Here is a 13,896-nt window from a genome sequence, read left to right on the forward strand (position 1 = left end):
CAAGCAGGGCGCATCGGGTCGATGCGGCGTATGCCATGCGGACGAAAACGGCTTTTTAATCATAGCGCAGAGCCTCGATGGGATTGAGACGGGCCGCACGCTTTGCCGGCAGATAGCCGAACAGCACGCCGATGCCCACCGAAATGCCGAAGGCCACCGCGATGGAGTTGAAGGACGGACTGACCGTGACCGTAGTTCCGCTGGTGAACATGGGCAGCAGCCGGTTCGCCACCATGGATACGATGTAGCCCAGTGCAATGCCCAGTACGCCGCCCAGCGCCGAGGTGGTGGCTGCTTCCACCACGAACTGCGACAGAATGGTGCGCTCCTTGGCGCCCAGTGCCTTGCGGATGCCGATCTCGCGGGTGCGCTCAGTCACCGACACCAGCATGATGTTCATGATGCCGATGCCGCCCACCAGCAGCGAAATACTGGCGATGCCGGTCAGGATCACGATGACCATGTTGATCATCTTGTTCATTTCCTCCAGCCACTCGCTGGCGCTGTAGACGTAGTAGCCGTTATCCGAGCCAAGCTGATGCTGCAGTTCGCTTTCCACCGCAGACTTTGCTTCGTTGGCACGGCTCTCATCCTCCATGACCGCGGCATAGTTGCTCACCATACTCTGGCTGGACAGGCGCATGGCCGTGGTATAGGGCAGATAAACGCAGTCGTCATCGCTGCCCTGCTGCATGTCCGGGTCGCTCACCTTTGCCGCCAGCACACCCACGATGCGGAACTTGTTGGCTCCGATCTTGAGCGTCTGGCCCAGGCCGTTGCCGCCAAAGGCCACACGGTTCAGATAATCGCCGATGATGCACACCTGCTTGTTGTCCTTGATGTCCATGTACTGCAGACCGCGTCCCTGCGCGATCTGGTAGTTCTTCATGGCGGAATAGCTCTCGTCCACGCCGCTGATGGTGGACCAGCGGTAGCTGTTGGTGCCGATCTTCAGCGTACCGCTGCCGCTGAAATCGATCTGCGGCGAGATGGACTGGATCAGCTCCGGGTACTTTGTGGGCAGCTTGTACATTTCCTCCACCGGAACGGTACGGGAGCCGTTGCCCCACACCTGCACCGAAAGGGTGTTGGTGCCCAGTGCCGAAAAGCTGTCGCGCATGCTCTTGGTCATGCCGTTGCCCAGACCCACGATAACGATGACTGCCATGACACCGATGATGATACCCAGCATGGTAAGGAAGGTGCGCAGCTTATTGCTCCACACGTTCTGGATGGCCTGACGGAAGGTCTCAATGATCATGCTTTTTCCTCCTCATCCGGCAGCAGTGTGGGCTGCACGATGGCCTCCGGCGCATGGGAGTCGCCATCGTAGACCACCCGCCCGTCTTCCAGACGGATGATGCGGTCTGCCTGCACCGCAATGGAATTGTCATGGGTGATGAGCACCACGGTGTGGCCCTCATCGTGCATCTGCTGCAGCATCCCCAGCACTTCGCGGCCGGTGTGGCTGTCCAGTGCGCCGGTAGGCTCGTCGGCCAGAATGACCGCCGGGTTCCGCACCAGTGCCCGGGCAATGGAAACACGCTGCTGCTGGCCGCCGGAAAGCTGGTTGGGGCGGTTCCTGAGCTTATCACCCAGGCCCACCTGCTCCAGCACCTCTTTGGCCCGGGCGTGGCGCTCGGTGCGGCCGATGCCCGCATACACCAGCGGCACCTCTACGTTCTCCATCAGGTTGAGCCTTGGCAAAAGATTATACTGCTGGAAGATAAAGCCCAGCATTTCGTTGCGGATCGCAGCCAGCTCGTTGCGGCTCATCTTGCCCACATCCCTGCCGTTGAGCCGGTAAGTGCCATGGGTCGGCACGTCCAGACAGCCGATGATGTTCATACAGGTGGACTTGCCGGAACCGGACTGGCCGACGATGGCTACGAACTCGCCTTTTTCGATTTTCATGGTGATGTGGTCTGCTGCTTTTACCGTGGTATCGCCCATCTGGTAATACTTGCACACCTCATCAAACTCGATCAGAGCGCTCATGCATTCCTCCTGTATCAGCCTGTGATGATCACGCCGTTTGCATCTGCCGGGTCTGCAGTGTCACCCGCATCGGCAGATTCTTCCATCGGCTCCTCTGCTGTGCTGCCGTCTGCAGTGTCCGTGTCGTTCTCTGTGTCAGCTGCAGTTTTGTCCATGGCATCACCATAGCCGCCGTCATCGTAATAGTAATCGGTGCTCACAGAGCTGGGGTCATAGGCCACGGTGTCGTTGCCGGTGACACCACTGATGATCTGGGTATAGTCGTCGTCACTCACGCCGATCTTGACCGGAACGTACACATAGCCTTCCGGTGCGGTCATATCGGGGTCTGCATTGGCGGCGCTGGGCGAATCCTTGGTCACCAGCACATAGCCGCCGCGCACGATGGCCGCATTGGGCACTGCCAGAGCGTTTTTGGCCTCCGCGATCACGATTTCTGCGTTGGCATTCATGCCGGGGCGCAGGCCCTCGGTCTCATCGATGCGCACCGTGACCGGGTAGGTGGTGGTGCCGCCGTTGGAAGAGCCCTTCATGGAAACGCGGGTCACGGTGCCGGTGTAGGTCTTATCCGGCACTGCATCTGCCGTCACCTGCACGCTCTGGCCCACCGAAACATCGCTGACCTGCAGCTCATCCACATTGATGACCATGACCAGATAGCTCAGGTCGTAGATGGTGCACAGGTCTGCACCTGCGGTCAGTGCATCACCGGCCTTGGCGTTCTTCTCAATGATGGTGCCGCTGATGGGCGAGGTGACGGTGTAGTTGTTCATGGCCTCCTGCAGGTTATCCATGTTCAGCTCTGCGCTGCGCAGGGTCTCCGCAGCGGACTGGATTGCTTCGGTCAGGTCCTCACCGCTGATCTGCAGCACGATGTCGTCCTTGTTCACGGCACCGCCCTCCTGCACATTGATGGCAGTGACCGTACCGGCTGCAAGGGTGGTCAGGGTACGCTCTGCCTGATATTCAAAGCACTTGGCTGCAATACAGCTGACACCGTTGATGGTAGCCGTTGCCGCCTGAGCCGTGGTCAAGCCGCCTGCATTGCGCACAGTGATGGTCACGGTGCGGGTGAGCAGGTTGCCGGTGCTCAGCGTATCCGTGCCGGTCACAGCGGTCACGGTCCCGGTCAGGGTCTCAAAGGTGCCGTCCAGCGTCACCTCAGCGCTCTGGCCCACCGAGAATGCGGCGGCGTCTGCCGCAGGGAACTCCAGCTGCAGCACCATCTTGGAGCTGTCGCGGATGACAGCCACTTCCTGGCCGCTGGTCACTTCGTCACCCTTGGCCACCTTCAATGTAGCCACAACGCCTGCCACCTCGGCACGCACATACTGGCGGTCCACGGTCTTATCGTAGCTGCGCTGTGCCTGCTGCAGGGTGATGGAGGCCTGCTCGGCCTTGGTGGTAGCATCGGAGGCATCCACCGTGTACAGCACAGTGCCTTCCTCCACAATGTCGCCTTCCTCAATGGTGCTGGTGAGCACCTTGCCTGCCACCAGCGATTTGACATTGTATGTATTGGCCGGGTTCAGCGTACCGGTGCCGCTGAGGGAGTTGGACAGATCCCGCTTTTCCGGCGTGGTCTGCACATAACTCACATCCACATTGGCGTCCTGTGCCCTGTCCGGACGCAGGATGAACCATCCGCCCAGCACGGCCACACACACCACCGGCACCATCCACTTCCAGTTTTTGCGAAAAAATGCAGCCACTTTGTCTTTTCCTGCGGGTCTTGCCTCACCGGCAGCCGCCTGCTGTGCCGCAGCATCCTGCTTCTTTTTAAAGATCATGCTTGCTGTTTCCTCCTGTATCTTTCAGAGCCCCTCTGCCTTATGCAGGGCGCCCTGTAATTTCTGCCCGTTCTGTCTTTTCCGCCTTCTGCACTGTACAAAAGGGTGACATTGTTAGTTTATCGCATTTTCGCCCAATACACAAGCGTCTAAATTTTGTTTTGAGGTTTTGCGCCAAACTTTTATGGAACTTTCACACCCTTTTTCCTCCTGCATCCTGTACAAAGCAAAAGAGGCAGCGCCCCGGTCTCCCGAAGCACTGCCCCTTTTTGAGCATGATCTTTATTCTGCGGTGTCCTCTACGACCACATACACCCCGGCAGGGATGCAGGCAGCCCATGCGCCATCCTTGTCCAGCCAGCCGAATTGCTCGCACACATGGTCCGGGCACTGACTGTCCAAAAATGCGACTGCACCGTCTTTTACCTGCAAATGCACGACATAATCGCCCACATCATACAGGTAATCGTGATCCGTATCCAGCGGCAGGGTCTCGGTGATGCCATCGCCGAAATCGACGACCGCCTGCAGACCACCGCCTTTGCCGCTGTGGGCTGCGCGCACGCCGAAATACAGCGCTGCCGCCAGCACAAGGACCACCAGTGCAAAGATCAGGTTCTTCATCCACGGCTTCCGTTTTCTGGAACCGGAAGCGGTTTCAACCGTTTTGCGGTTGCTCATGCAGCGTAATCGCTGGCAGCCTTACCTGCAATGCGGCCAAACACGGTGAAGTCTGCAACAGCGTTGCCGCCCAGACGGTTTGCGCCGTGAACGCCGCCAGTCACCTCACCTGCTGCGAACAGGCCGGGGATAACGGTACCGTCAGCCTTCAGCACCTCAGTGTTGGTGTTGATGGTCAGGCCGCCCATGGTGTGGTGCACGCCAGCGGTGACCTTGATGGCATAGTACGGAGCGGTATCCAGCTTGTTTGCAAAGCTGGTGCGGCCAAAGTCGGGGTCGTTCTTGGCCTCAACATAGCCGTTCCAGGTCTTCATGGTCTCGGCAAACGCAGCCTCATCAACGCCCATTGCCTTGCCCAGCTCCTCGTAGGTCTCGCCGGTCACGGTATAGCCCTTCTTGATGTAGCCCTGAATGACGCTGGAAGCATCTACCATGGCCTGATCGACCACCAGCCAGCTGTAGCTGCCGGTCTGAGCGATCTCTGCAGCAGAGACCACGTCACGGGTGCCCACTTCGTCGATGAAGCGCTTGCCCTCGGCGTTGATCAGCACAGCGCCGTCGCCGCGCAGACCCTCGGTGATCAGGGCAGCGGTGTTGGCCTCAACGGTGGGGTGGATCTGGATCTGGTCCATATCCACAGTGCCGGCACCGATGGCGGTGGCCATCTCAATGCCCTGGCCCTGAGCGCCGGCAGCATTGGTGGTCATGAAGCCCTTCAGCTCAGGCTTGTACTCGACAACCATGTCCAGATTTGCGCCGAAGCCGCCGGTGGTCAGCACCACAGCCTTGGCGTTCACAGTGACGGTCTCGCCGGTAGAACCGGTGGCCTTGATGCCCACAGCTGCGCCGTTGGCATCGGTCAGGATCTCGTTGGCGGTGGTGTTCAGCAGGATCTGAACGCCAGCCTTCTCACAGTTCTCCTCCAGCAGGGGGATCATGTAGGAACCGACAGAAACGGTCTTGCCCTCTGCGTCCACAGGGCGATGGATGCGCTTGACGGATGCACCGCCAAAGCTGGAAACGCTGTGCAGGGTGATGCCGTGCTCGTCCAGCCAATCGATGGCATCAGCAGAGTTGGAGCACAGGGTCTCCACCAGAGCGGGGTCGTTGATGCCCTTGCCGCCGATCATGGTATCCAGCTCCATCAGCTCAACAGAGTCGAAGTAGCCGGTGGGGTTCTTCTGGTACTCTGCCCACTGCTCAGAGACAGTCTTTGCCAGAGCGGTGATGGTCTCGTTGTCAGCGTACTTTTCAGCAGCGGTCTTCAGGGTCTTTTCGACACCGGCAGACTCGCCGAACTCGTTCTCATCCTGATACACGGTCTTGCCGGCGTTCATGCCGCCGGTAGCGCGCACAGAGTTGCCGCCCACCATGGGCTGGCTCTCCACGATCACAACGCTCTTGCCCTCGGCAGCAGCGGTGATGGCAGCGGTCATGCCTGCGCCGCCTGCACCCACGATGACAACGTCAGCGTCAATGGTGGAATCCTCGGCCTTGGTCTCGTCGGCCTTGACCTCGATCTTATAGTCGTCAGCGTTCAGGCCGGCGGCAGTCAGGGCAGCGGCTGCTGCCTCCTTGATGGCGTTGGAGGTGATGGTCGCGGTGGACACGCCGTCCACGGCGATGCTGCCGGTCTCAGCGATCTGAGCGGGCAGCTGCTCCAGTGCCAGCGTACCGATGCCGGGGGTCTCATCCTTGCCCTCAGCGGTGCAGCCGGTGATCTTGCCGTCTTCCAGCGTCAGGGTAACGGTAACGTCGCCGCCCATGCCCTTGGCTGTGCCGACGAAATCGCCGGACACGCCGCCTGCGGTGGAAGCGGACTTGCTGCCGCAGCCGTAGCCCAGCAGGCTGACGCCCACAACAGCCGCCATGGCCAGCGCAGCCACGCTCTTGCGGATCTGATTCTTTTTCATTGTTTCTTCCTTCTCATATTCGGGTTGCTTGTGTTCGGACATCTATCAGCAAAAAAGGGGAAACTGCTCATTCGGAAAGCAGTTTCCCCTCGCTGAAACTTGGGAAAGACTTAGGCGTTAGCCTGAGCTGCAGCAACAGCGCATGCAACGGTAGCACCAACCATCGGGTTGTTGCCCATGCCGATCAGGCCCATCATCTCAACGTGTGCAGGCACAGAAGAAGAACCTGCAAACTGAGCATCGCCGTGCACACGACCCAGAGAGTCGGTCAGGCCGTAGCTTGCGGGGCCTGCAGCCACGTTATCGGGATGCAGGGTACGGCCCGTGCCGCCGCCGGAAGCGACAGAGAAGTACTTCTTGCCGTTCTCGATGGCCCACTTCTTGTAGGTGCCGGCAACCAGATGCTGGAAGCGGACGGGGTTGGTGGAGTTGCCGGTGATGGAGCACTGAACGTCCTCCTTCTTCATGATGGCAACGCCTTCCATAACGTCGTTTGCACCGTAGCACTTGACGGCAGCACGCTCGCCCTCGGAGAAGGGGATCTCCTTGACGACGGTCAGGGTCTGAGTGGGGATATCGTACTCAGTCTGAACATAGGTGAAGCCGTTGATACGGGAAATGATGTAAGCTGCATCCTTGCCCAGGCCGTTCAGGATGACGCGCAGGGGGGTCTTGCGAACCTTGTTTGCGGTGCGGGCGATGCCGATAGCACCCTCAGCAGCGGCAAAGGACTCGTGGCCTGCCAGGAAAGCGAAGCAGGTGGTGTCCTCGCTCAGCAGACGAGCGCCCAGATTGCCGTGGCCCAGACCGACCTGACGCTGCTCAGCGACAGAACCGGGGATGGTGAAAGCTTCCAGACCTTCGCCGATGGCAGCAGCGCACTCGGCAGCATCGGTCAGGCCGCGCTTGACGGCAATAGCGGTGCCCAGGGTATATGCCCAGACAGCGTTATCAAAGCAGATGGGCTGAACGCCGCGCACGATCTTGTCGCAGTCGATGCCCTTAGCGAGGAGCATCTCGTTGCAAGCGTCCAGAGACTCCAGGCCGTTAGCCTTCAGGCATGCCTCGATTTTCGGCATACGGCGATCCATAGATTCAAAAGTTGCCATTGAGTTGTTCCTCCTCTCTTATTCCTCACGCGGGTCGATGTACTTCACAGCGCCCTGCTCCTTGCTGAAGCGGCCGTAAGTACCCACGTTCTTCTCGTAAGCCTCGTTGGGGGTCTTGCCGTGACGGATATCCTCCATCATCTTGCCCAGCTTGACGAACTGATAGCCGATGACCTCATCGTTAGCGTCCACAGCCAGCTTGTTGATGTAGCCCTCGGTCAGCTCCAGATAACGGACGCCCTTCTCCTTGGTGGAGAAGATGGTGCCGGTCATGGAGCGCAGGCCCTTGCCCAGGTCGTCCAGACCTGCGCCGATGGGCAGACCGTCCTCAGAGAAAGCGGTCTGGCTGCGGCCGTAGACGATCTGCAGGAACAGCTCACGCATTGCCACGTTGATGGCGTCGCACACCAGGTCGGTGTTCAGAGCTTCCAGAATGGTCTTGCCGGGCAGGATCTCGCCTGCCATAGCAGCAGAGTGGGTCATGCCGGAGCAGCCGATGGTCTCCACCAGAGCCTCTTCGATGACGCCGTTCTTGATGTTCAGAGACAGTTTGCAGGTACCCTGCTGAGGTGCACACCAGCCCACACCGTGGGTGTAGCCGCTGATGTCCTTAATCTCATAGGCCTTGACCCATGCGCCCTCTTCGGGGATGGGAGCCGGACCATGCTTAGGACCTTTGGTGATCGGGCACATATTCTGTACTTGCTGCGAATAGGTCATAATCATACTCTCCTTTTGACAAATGTCGCTTTGCAGCACAAAACCGCCGCCGCGCCCTGCCGGCACAGCCGCTGCTCTGTACTGCTTGCATCCGAACCGGGCACGCTGCTCTCTTTCAGCGCCTGCACCGGTACTACCACGCATGATTTTATTATAGAGAAAGCGGACGGATTTTGCAATACATTTCCGGGAAAAACATCAAAACTATTTGCGGTTGTCTGCCGCTAACTGTCAATTCAGATGCTTTTGTCATTTCATTCGTCAATTTTTTGTCAACTTTGTCAAGGAGACAAATTTCACGCTCCTGTGTCCTGCCTGCGGGGCTGCTGTCCGGCAGATTTCAGCGCCCACATGGCAGCAAAACCTGCCGCCGCACCGCCCACAGCCAGCCAGTGCCGCCCGGCTTCCAGCCCCCACAGATTCGCCGCAGCCGGAAATGCCAGACTTCCCACGCTCTGCCCCAGCGCCAGAAAGCCGTAGTTCACCCCTGCGTGGGGGAAGCCGAACAGGTCCGTGGAGAGGGCAGGCAGCACCGCCGCAAGGCCGGAGTAGCAGAAGGTGAGCCCCGCATAGCAGGCCACCACCCACCAGCCCTGCGCAAACGCAAATCCCGCTGAAAGCCCCAGCGACACCGCAAACAGCAGCATGTCCGTGGGCCTGCGGCCGATGCGGTCGCTGAGCATGGGCATCAGCAGGCGGCCTGCCGCACTGCCCACGCTGCCCAGCACCACGCTCCACAGAGCAGCGTTCTCGTCCAGCCCCCGCTCCACGCCCAGCTTCAGGATGATGGGGCTGAACAGCAGCACCGCCGGGGTGGAAAAGCACACAGCCCCTGCACACAGCCAGTACTGCCGTGTGCGCAGCATCTGCCATGGCGAGAGGTCAATGGTATTTCTGTCGTTTTTCTGCTGTTTTTCGGTGTCCTGCGGCGGGTCCTGCAAGAGCAGGCTGCCCACAAGGCAGATGGGCAGCGTGACGGCTCCCAGTGCCCAGAACGCACCCCGGATGCCCTGCACGATCCCAAAGCCCCTGACCGCCGTGCGCACGAATACGGTGAGGAACGCACCGGAAAGCCCCACCGCCCCGCCGATGACCCCGGTGGCAAGGCCCTTGCGTCCGGCATACCACTTCTGTGCACAGGACTGGATGGACGGGTACAGAAACGCCGTGCCCAGCCCTGCCGGGATGCTGAATGCCAGAAAAAAGCTGCCTGCACTGCCGCCCGGCAGCATGGCCGCCGCAAAAAATCCGCCGCACAGCAGTGCTGTCCCCCACAGAGCCGCACACCGCGGGCCGCGGCTGTCCTGCAGAAAGCCGCCGAGGACGCACCCCACACCGAACGCCGCAATGAGGATGCCAAAGGCATAGCCCGCCCCCTGCTCGCTCAGGCCGTACTCCTCCATCACCGGCTGTTGAAATACGCCCCACGCCGCCGGGATGCCCGTGAGCACCTGAATGGCTGCGCCCGCCGCAAGGATGGTCCACGGGTGTTTTGCTGCAAATTGCTGTTTCATTGCCTGCCCTCCGAATGGTTTTTCCCTTACAGTGTGCCCATTTCAATTGACAAAACGGCAGATTCCTTTATAATGAATAAGGTAAAAGCATTTACATTGATTCATATAGAGAGGAACCATCTTATGAAAACACAGGCATTGAAGGGCATGCGCGACCTGCTGCCCGCAGAGCAGACCCTGCGCGATTACATTCAGGGCAAAATTCTGGAGACCTACCGTGCGTCCGGCTTCGAGCGCATTTCCACCCCCATGCTGGAGGATATGGAAAATCTGGACAAATCCGACGGCGGCGACAACCTGAACCTGATCTTCAAGGTGCTCAAGCGCGGCGATAAGCTCACCGCTGCCCTGAACACCGGCGACCCCAAGCAGCTGTCCGACATGGGCCTGCGCTATGACCTGACCCTGCCTTTGAGCCGCTACTATGCCGCCAACAAGGATAAGCTGCCCAGCCCCTTCAAGGTGATCCAGACCGACCGCGTCTTCCGCGCCGAGCGTCCCCAGAAGGGCCGTCTGCGGGAGTTCGTGCAGTGCGATATCGACATTCTGGGCGATTCTTCCCCCAACGCCGAGGTGGAGCTGATCGACGTGACCACCCGCGCTCTGCTGAACATCGGCTTTACCGGCTTCACCGTCAACATCAACGACCGCCGCATCCTGCGCGGCATGCTGGAAAGCATGGGCTTTGCCGCAGATACGCTGGATTCCGTCTGCATCACCTTCGATAAGATGGACAAGATCGGTGCCGAGGGCGTCAAGGCTGAGCTGACCGAGAAGCAGCTGCCGGAAGCCGCCATTCAGGCTCTGGCCGATTTCATCGCCGCCGGTGAGGTAACGCTGGACGCCGTAGCGGCCCGCTGCGCAGATCCGGCCATCGCCGACGACCTCAAGTATGTTCTGGCCACCGCAAACGCCATGGCTGCAGGCCGCTATCAGGTGGCCTACTGCCCCAGTCTGGTGCGCGGTCAGGGCTACTACACCGGCATGGTGTTCGAAATCACCTGCCCGCAGTTCAGCGGTGCCGTTGCAGGCGGCGGCCGCTACGACAACATGGTGGGCAAGTTCCTTGGCACGCAGGTGCCTGCCGTGGGCTTCTCCATCGGTTTTGAGCGGGTGTGCGGCATCCTGCTGGAGCAGGGCTATCAGATCCCTGGCGCCAAGCAGAAGATCGTCCTGCTGTACACGAAGGATGCCGATTTCCCCGCCGTGCTGGCAAAGGCCGCTTCCCTGCGTGACAGCTACAACGTGACCGTTCTGCCTCAGGGCAAGAAGCTGGGCAAACAGCTGGGCCAGCTGGAAGCCGCCGGTTTTGTGGGTGCCGCCTTTATGGATAAGGACGAGATCAAGATCTTTGCACAGCAGTAATTCTTCTGAAGCGTAAAAAGTCCCGGTGCAGTAAAACCGAACTGCACCGGGACTTTTTTGCGTCTTGCTTGCTTCTTGTATGCTCAGATGGTGAACTGTACCACGCAGAAGGCCGCGTAGATGCACAGCAGAGCGATGCCCTGCGGGCGGCTGAGCCTGCCTTTGATGAGGGCCGGCACCGTCAGCAGCAGCATCACGGCAAACATCACCGGGAACTCCAGCACCAGCGAAGCGTTGTGTCCGAACAGCATGGAGTTCTGCGGGATGGTAAAGGGTGCCACCACTGCGGAAACACCGCTCACCAGCACCAGATTGAACACGTTCGCGCCGATGACATTGCCCAGAGACAGCGCACCATGGCCCTTGGCCAGCGAGGTGATGGCCGTTACCAGCTCCGGCAGCGAGGTGCCCAGCGCCACAAAGGTGAGCGCGATCACCGACTCCGGCACGCCCAGTGCCTGTGCGATCAGGGTGCCGTTATCCACCAGCAGATTCGCGCCCACGGCAATGAGCACTGCGCCCACAGCCAGCAGACCCAGCTCCTTGGCAAGGGACCCATTTTCATCGGTCTCCTCCGCTTCTTCCGGGGCGGGGGCGTTCTTCATCGCCATCACGTTGCAGACGATGTAGGCCGCGAACATGGCCAGCAGCACAAGGCCCACCGGGCGGGAGTAGTAGCCGGTGGTATAGGCCACGCCCGCGTAAAAGGCTGCTGCCACAAAGAAGAACAGCACCGGCGTGCGCAGGCTCTTGGGGTCTACCTTGCCCGGCTTCACCGCAATGGTGATAGCCGCAATGAGGGATGCATTACAGATGATCGAGCCGATGGCGTTGCCATAGGCGATCTCGCCGTGACCGGTGAAGGCCGAGGTGGTGGAGACCATGACCTCCGGCAGGGTGGTGCCAATGGACACCACCGTAGCACCGATGAGCAGCTCCGGCACATGGAAACGGCGGGCAATGCCCGTGGCACCATCCACAAACCAGTCACCGCCCTTGATGAGGCACAGCAGGCCCACGATGAACAGCAAAACAGGGATAAGCATAGTTTTTTCTCCTTTTGTTTCCGGCAGAGCAGCCATAAAAAAGAGACCTCTATTACAGCTTGCCCAGAAACGGGAAAGCGTAATAAAAGTCTCAAGCATCCGGCACCGCAGCGGGCATTTCTGCGGGGATGCCGCTGCGGCACAGCGCATCGTTTTGCGAACGTGCGCCCTCTACTCCCTTTTATCCGGAAAGTATTATACCGATTTTTGCACCAAAGTGCAAGAGGAACGTTGAAATTTCATCCAGCCTTGGCCACTTTCTTCGCGTTGGGATAGATGCGCTCCATACGGACGTCATCAAAATGGTCGTCCAGCAGCGTATCGATGCTGTTTTTGGGGCCTTCACCGCTGGTGCGGGCATCGTACCGGGCCAGCGCCAGCGCACTGGTGAGCATGTTCACCGCCATGAACACTGCCAGCAGGACGGTCATCCATGGGCGGACGTGGCTGCGCACCTTCTCCATGCCTCTGAGCACCAGCGGATAGCCGTAGCGCATCCATATCACCGCCGCAATGCCCCAGAAAAAGCAGTACAGCAGGTTGATGCGCCCGCCCAGATTGAACTTGAACTTGCTATAGTCCCAGAACACGGTGCCGAACAGCAGCTCAGTGACGGCGCTGCACACGTATTCGTACACACCGCCCATGACGGTGCCGAAGGCGAACAGATAGCGGTCGCTCCGGTCCTTTTCCTGACGCAGCAGCACCGTTGCCAGCACCAGCGCCAGACCCCACACCACGCTGAACGGCCCCCAGACCAGACTGGAGCGGCTCATCCAGACCCCGGCGGTCACGCGGCAGAACACCGTCTCCACCATGTCGCCCAGAAACGCGCCGATCACGAACAGCCACAGCAGGTCGGACACGCTGAGGAAGTTCTTTTCCCCTTTCCGGAGCGCAGTCTGCTCCTGCCGGGCCGCAGCCGGGTAAGCATACTGGATGCGTTTTTCAATGTAAAGCGCGATCCTGCGGCGCAGCGTATCCGACCGCTCCCCCAGTCTCTGGTTGAGCTGCTCCAGCACCGGGTGCCGGGCCGCATACTGCTGCACCAGCACTGCCGACCCGATCTGGTCCAGCACCGCCACCGTCAGCGAGATCCATACTGCCGGGCGCAGCAGCCAGACCGGGATATGCGCGCACAGCCGCAGCAGCACATCATTGCCCCACAGCACACTTGCCGTGCCCAGTGCACCCCACAGCAGCGAATACTGCAGGCACACATAGCCATTCAGATTGAATTTTTTGCCGGAATAGTCCCACCACTTGCGGCGGTGCAGACGTTCCAGCAGCTTGGCAGTGATCCATTCCATCACCGTTGCCGCCATCATGCAGGCAAAGAACAGGTAGACCGGCTCGGTGCGCAGGTCGCCGAAACTCACGGCCAGCAGCACGCCGGTGGTACCGTAGATAAAGCAGAACGGGCCTGCCGCCGCACCGCGGTTGGCAAACCTTCCGCCCCGGATGGTCGCGACTACCGTCTCCGCCACCCAGCCCAGAAAGGAATATACAAGATAAATAACACTCAGAGTATAGAAATTCAGCGTCATAAGGTTCCTTTCGCTTCCAGTTTTTTTCTTACTGCATTGATTGTACCCGTTTTGGGCACTGTGTACAAGAGCCGTGCAGAAATTTTGTCACTCTGCGACGCGGCAGACTCTCCGGGCATCTCTGAAAAGACGAAGATCCAGTCTGTTGCTTTGTTTTCAGATACATCTTAGAAAAAAGCCCTGCCATCCCGAAGGACAGCAGGGCCCAAAATT

Annotated in this window: 11 protein-coding genes; 1 reads left to right on the forward strand and 10 read right to left on the reverse strand. The window is 59.6% G+C overall.

Annotation, left to right across the window (positions count from 1 at the left end):
* Positions 1 to 55: 55 nt before the first annotated feature.
* From MTP37_RS09995 to MTP37_RS10030, 8 genes are all read right to left on the reverse strand, one after another.
* Positions 56 to 1,261 (reverse strand): ABC transporter permease, encoded by a 1,206-nt coding sequence (locus MTP37_RS09995; protein WP_249237148.1) that lies wholly within the window; start codon positions 1,259 to 1,261, stop codon positions 56 to 58.
* Entirely contained in the window at positions 1,258 to 1,998 is a 741-nt protein-coding gene (locus tag MTP37_RS10000) for an ABC transporter ATP-binding protein (protein WP_249237149.1), read from the reverse strand. Before MTP37_RS10000 ends, MTP37_RS09995 begins: the two co-directional genes overlap by 4 nt.
* A gap of 14 nt (positions 1,999 to 2,012) precedes the next feature.
* The gene (locus MTP37_RS10005; RefSeq protein WP_249237150.1) at positions 2,013 to 3,788 is read right to left on the reverse strand and encodes an HlyD family efflux transporter periplasmic adaptor subunit; all 1,776 of its coding nucleotides are present in this window, start codon (positions 3,786 to 3,788) and stop codon (positions 2,013 to 2,015) included.
* Positions 3,789 to 4,070: 282 nt separating this feature from the next.
* Complete coding sequence (locus MTP37_RS10010; protein WP_249237151.1) at positions 4,071 to 4,412, reverse strand: NusG domain II-containing protein; 342 nt, start codon at positions 4,410 to 4,412, stop codon at positions 4,071 to 4,073.
* A 53-nt stretch (positions 4,413 to 4,465) separates the two neighbouring features.
* A complete protein-coding gene (locus MTP37_RS10015; protein ID WP_249237152.1) occupies positions 4,466 to 6,382 on the reverse strand; it encodes a flavocytochrome c in 1,917 nt (638 codons plus the stop codon).
* A 110-nt stretch (positions 6,383 to 6,492) separates the two neighbouring features.
* A complete protein-coding gene (locus tag MTP37_RS10020) occupies positions 6,493 to 7,491 on the reverse strand; it encodes a GGGtGRT protein (protein ID WP_005935035.1) in 999 nt (332 codons plus the stop codon).
* A gap of 18 nt (positions 7,492 to 7,509) precedes the next feature.
* Positions 7,510 to 8,211, reverse strand: coding sequence for an iron-sulfur cluster assembly scaffold protein (locus tag MTP37_RS10025; RefSeq protein WP_015537775.1), 702 nt, complete (start codon positions 8,209 to 8,211; stop codon positions 7,510 to 7,512).
* 296 nt (positions 8,212 to 8,507) lie between these two features.
* The gene (locus MTP37_RS10030; protein WP_249237153.1) at positions 8,508 to 9,725 is read right to left on the reverse strand and encodes an MFS transporter; all 1,218 of its coding nucleotides are present in this window, start codon (positions 9,723 to 9,725) and stop codon (positions 8,508 to 8,510) included.
* 123 nt (positions 9,726 to 9,848) lie between these two features.
* Here MTP37_RS10030 and hisS point away from each other — a divergent pair, with 123 nt between their 5' ends.
* A complete protein-coding gene (gene hisS / locus MTP37_RS10035) occupies positions 9,849 to 11,090 on the forward strand; it encodes a histidine--tRNA ligase (RefSeq protein WP_249237154.1) in 1,242 nt (413 codons plus the stop codon).
* Positions 11,091 to 11,173: 83 nt separating this feature from the next.
* On the opposite strand, the gene MTP37_RS10040 is transcribed toward hisS, so the two are convergent.
* Together MTP37_RS10040 and MTP37_RS10045 are read right to left on the reverse strand one after the other, a co-directional pair.
* Entirely contained in the window at positions 11,174 to 12,136 is a 963-nt protein-coding gene (locus MTP37_RS10040; RefSeq protein WP_249237155.1) for a calcium/sodium antiporter, read from the reverse strand.
* Positions 12,137 to 12,375: 239 nt separating this feature from the next.
* The gene (locus MTP37_RS10045; protein ID WP_249237156.1) at positions 12,376 to 13,683 is read right to left on the reverse strand and encodes a putative ABC transporter permease; all 1,308 of its coding nucleotides are present in this window, start codon (positions 13,681 to 13,683) and stop codon (positions 12,376 to 12,378) included.
* Between the last annotated feature and the right edge of the window lie 213 nt (positions 13,684 to 13,896).

It is taken from the genome of Faecalibacterium sp. HTF-F, from assembly GCF_023347535.1.
GTDB lineage: Bacteria > Bacillota > Clostridia > Oscillospirales > Ruminococcaceae > Faecalibacterium > Faecalibacterium wellingii.

Bases quoted from the DNA above. Each gene is read 5' to 3' on its own strand.
- MTP37_RS09995 (WP_249237148.1), bottom strand. From the start codon at position 1,261: ATGATCATTGAGACCTTCCGTCAGGCCATCCAGAACGTGTGGAGCAAT.
- MTP37_RS10040 (WP_249237155.1), bottom strand. From the start codon at position 12,136: ATGCTTATCCCTGTTTTGCTGTTCATCGTGGGCCTGCTGTGCCTCATC.
- MTP37_RS10020 (WP_005935035.1), bottom strand. From the start codon at position 7,491: ATGGCAACTTTTGAATCTATGGATCGCCGTATGCCGAAAATCGAGGCA.
- MTP37_RS10025 (WP_015537775.1), bottom strand. From the start codon at position 8,211: ATGACCTATTCGCAGCAAGTACAGAATATGTGCCCGATCACCAAAGGT.
- MTP37_RS10030 (WP_249237153.1), bottom strand. From the start codon at position 9,725: ATGAAACAGCAATTTGCAGCAAAACACCCGTGGACCATCCTTGCGGCG.
- MTP37_RS10000 (WP_249237149.1), bottom strand. From the start codon at position 1,998: ATGAGCGCTCTGATCGAGTTTGATGAGGTGTGCAAGTATTACCAGATG.
- MTP37_RS10010 (WP_249237151.1), bottom strand. From the start codon at position 4,412: ATGAAGAACCTGATCTTTGCACTGGTGGTCCTTGTGCTGGCGGCAGCG.
- hisS (WP_249237154.1), top strand. From the start codon at position 9,849: ATGAAAACACAGGCATTGAAGGGCATGCGCGACCTGCTGCCCGCAGAG.
- MTP37_RS10015 (WP_249237152.1), bottom strand. From the start codon at position 6,382: ATGAAAAAGAATCAGATCCGCAAGAGCGTGGCTGCGCTGGCCATGGCG.
- MTP37_RS10005 (WP_249237150.1), bottom strand. From the start codon at position 3,788: ATGATCTTTAAAAAGAAGCAGGATGCTGCGGCACAGCAGGCGGCTGCC.
- MTP37_RS10045 (WP_249237156.1), bottom strand. From the start codon at position 13,683: ATGACGCTGAATTTCTATACTCTGAGTGTTATTTATCTTGTATATTCC.